This is a genomic window from Bacteroidales bacterium (genome assembly GCA_018334875.1).
Lineage (GTDB): Bacteria > Bacteroidota > Bacteroidia > Bacteroidales > UBA12077 > JAGXLC01.
Genome location: JAGXLC010000473.1, coordinates 1 through 3,019, shown reverse-complemented (window position 1 = coordinate 3,019; position 3,019 = coordinate 1). Strand labels below are relative to the sequence as shown.

General features: G+C 42.6%; 2 protein-coding genes. Both read right to left on the bottom strand.

All coding sequences use genetic code 11. From position 1 onward, the window contains the following. Positions 1–821: sulfatase-like hydrolase/transferase (locus KGY70_20045; protein ID MBS3777498.1), on the bottom strand; the 821-nt coding region annotated here is incomplete at its 3' end. A gap of 455 nt (positions 822–1,276) precedes the next feature. Next, a partial coding sequence (locus KGY70_20040) for a sulfatase-like hydrolase/transferase (protein MBS3777497.1) occupies positions 1,277–3,019 on the bottom strand: 1,743 nt, incomplete at its 5' end.

Here is a 3,019-nt window from a genome sequence, read left to right as displayed (position 1 = left end):
TCCTTGTTATTGTTTTTCTGACGCTCTATAAACTGTATGCCTTCATCCACAATGTCTCCCTGACAATCTTCTATTCTGAATGATTTTGCCATCTCGCCATCGCGCCACCATACCCCTTTATCCCAATAAATATCATCTTCCTGGGTGTGCTTTTTATCCCAGGCGTATTCTGTGTCTTCAAGTCTCAGGGGATACACATCGGATGACAATATCATCTCATCATCAATGGCCTGGTGGTCCTCCAGGAATAGATATGGAGGAATATCCAGGGAAGCGGGATGTATGAAAGAATAATCAAAACCGAAAACATTGGGACCCTGTTCGATGGGTTTTGAATAGTCCACATTGGAATAGTTGGTTTGTGGGTTTTGGCGGGGTACTTCTCCTTCAGGGTCCGTCTGCCAGTCGAACCCGAGATGCCACTTACCCACACAGGCTGTGGTGTAACCTGCGTCATTCAGCAAATGGGCCATTGTTCTCCGTTCCTGTTCAAATACTGAAGGTCCAAATCCATTCACATTCCCACCGTTTATCTTGTTGCGGAATGCATAACGCCCGGTTAACAGGCCGTATCGTGAAGGGGTGCTCACGGATGCACTTGCATGGGCTTCTGTAAATGTGAGTCCGTCCTCAATTAGGCCATCAATGGCCGGTGTGTAGGTTTTTGCCTCCGGATTTAACCCGGAAACATCGCCATATCCCATGTCATCGGCAAAAATGATGACGATATTGGGAAAGTCTTTTTTTGTTTCTTCCTGCTGGCAGGATGCCAATGCCCCAATAGAGTATAAACCTGTAAGTAGTAATGTGCTGTTTTTCATTGTATTAATAATTTATGTTTTTTTATATCCCGGTTGGTTTTATTCGATAAATATGAGTTCAGTCAAGAAAGGGTAAAAAGAATAGATTGCCACTAAAACTCTAAAACACTAAAAAACCACAAAAAACAGATTTCCAGTATATTATTTTTAGTGGAATTTACTCACACCCGCTTACCCTCCCACATCCTGTTCGTGAAGGTAAACGTTCGTGTTTTGGTGTTTTGGTGGCGAAAAAAAACCTTTTTAGACCCTACTCAAATATAAAAAAAAGATCGGTTTCATCAAAACATTACAAATCAATCCGGAGTTACTGGAAGCCACGGATGCACGGATAAAGACGAATTTTGTTTTCTATGTGGCTTTGAATTACATCTTCAAAAAAAGAAAACCCCCTTTCCAGTTATAAGAAAGGAGGTTCTCAACCTAACCCAAACCCAAAAATTAAAGAAAAGAAACTATTTAAAGTTATAATCCCACAAATTATCTAAAACGATAGTATTGTAAGTATTTCGAATATTCTGAACCTGGTCAGGGGTGGCATAATCCAGTTCCTCGGGCGTTATGCCTAAACGCTTAAATATCCGTGAATAGAGTCTGTGTGAATATTCACTTCCGGTACCCAGTGGAATTTTAGGAAATGGTAAAATCTTCCGGGGCTTTTCACCCATTTTATCCAGTACATTTAACGCATAAACCCGGACGGCTTCCTGGCGGTGATCCAGTGCGTTTCTTAAAACAGACAAACCTACATCATAATTACCCCACTTGCAAAGTCCATGAGCTGCTTCTATCCTTACTGCATAAGACTCATCCTGTGTCAGTGCCAGGAATTGGTCCGTGGCCTTGCTGATTTCTTCTTCCGTATTGCTGTGATTCCGGATGCCCATGGTAGCCCAATAGCGAACTGTTGCTTCTTCGGAATCCAGATATTGGTAATATGTTTTCAGGTTATCTTCCTCTTGATAATCCAGTGACTTTACCTCCAGGATCTTATTGATCAACTGGTCGTCAACCTTTTTCTGCCATGGTATATGATTTGCAGCCGGGTCTTTGGTTTTGGTCAACGGATCTCCCAGTTGATACGACGCCACCTTACTGGTATAAAATCCCAAACGGCTGGCCTTGGCCTGTAACGTCTGATCAGGGCCCACCACAATCGGCTGATCATCATAGAGACGCCAGGAGTCGCTTCCCGCGTATTTCCATACAATGGAAGCCTCCGGTGTGGGACATTTAATGGACATTTCGATATTTCCACCGTCCATATAATTTCTGTATTCCGACTCAAAATAGGGTTTTCCTGTTCTTTGCCATTTGCCTTCAGGCCATTTCATTATGTCAAATATGGGCTCAGGAATTAATCCCACATCGTTGATGCTTCTCATCCATTCCAGGTGCTTTGCCCTTAACTTTTCCAATTTATTCTCATAGTCGCTGTTTTCTGCCAGGTTATTCAGGTTATGCGGATCACTTTCCAAATCATACAATTCTTCAACAGGCCTGGGATATTGGAAAAATTTGCTTTGGGCTTCACTTAGCTGATTTCCTTTATGCATCTCCCGTAGATCCTGCATTACAGGGTGGGTTTCCATAGTCCTGATGGTTTGGACATAAGGGAGATATGGCCTGTAGTTGCGTAAATACAGAAAATCTTTTGTAATCACACCCCGCATCTTATCATAAGTTTCATCCGCACGGTCGCGATAAACATATACATAGTCCCGGGGTGGTTTTTTATGTTTCCCCAAAAAGGCCTGACCTTGCATATAATCAGGGATAGAAATACCGGCCAAAGATAACATGGTAGGAGCAAAATCCACAAATGAAACCAATTCATCGGTTTTTGTGCCAGGTTTTTGTCCGTCTCTTAATAAATGTTCATATTTATCAGGCACCCTTATGACGAAAGGTACTTTTACACCCGACTCGTAAAGCCACCTTTTACCTCGTGGCAAACCCCAGCCGTGATCCCCCCAGAAAAAAACAATGGTGTTTTCTGCCAGCCCTGCCTCTTCAAGTTTATCCAAAACAATGCCGGATAAACTATCCGTATAAGTAATATTATCGTAATGCAAGGCAATATTCTCCCGGGTAGTTTTATTATCAGGTAAATAAGGAGGCACGGGGGCTTCTGAAGGATTATGCCATTTATCTCCCAACAGATCCTTTACTTCCGCCATCCATTCAGGATCAACCGC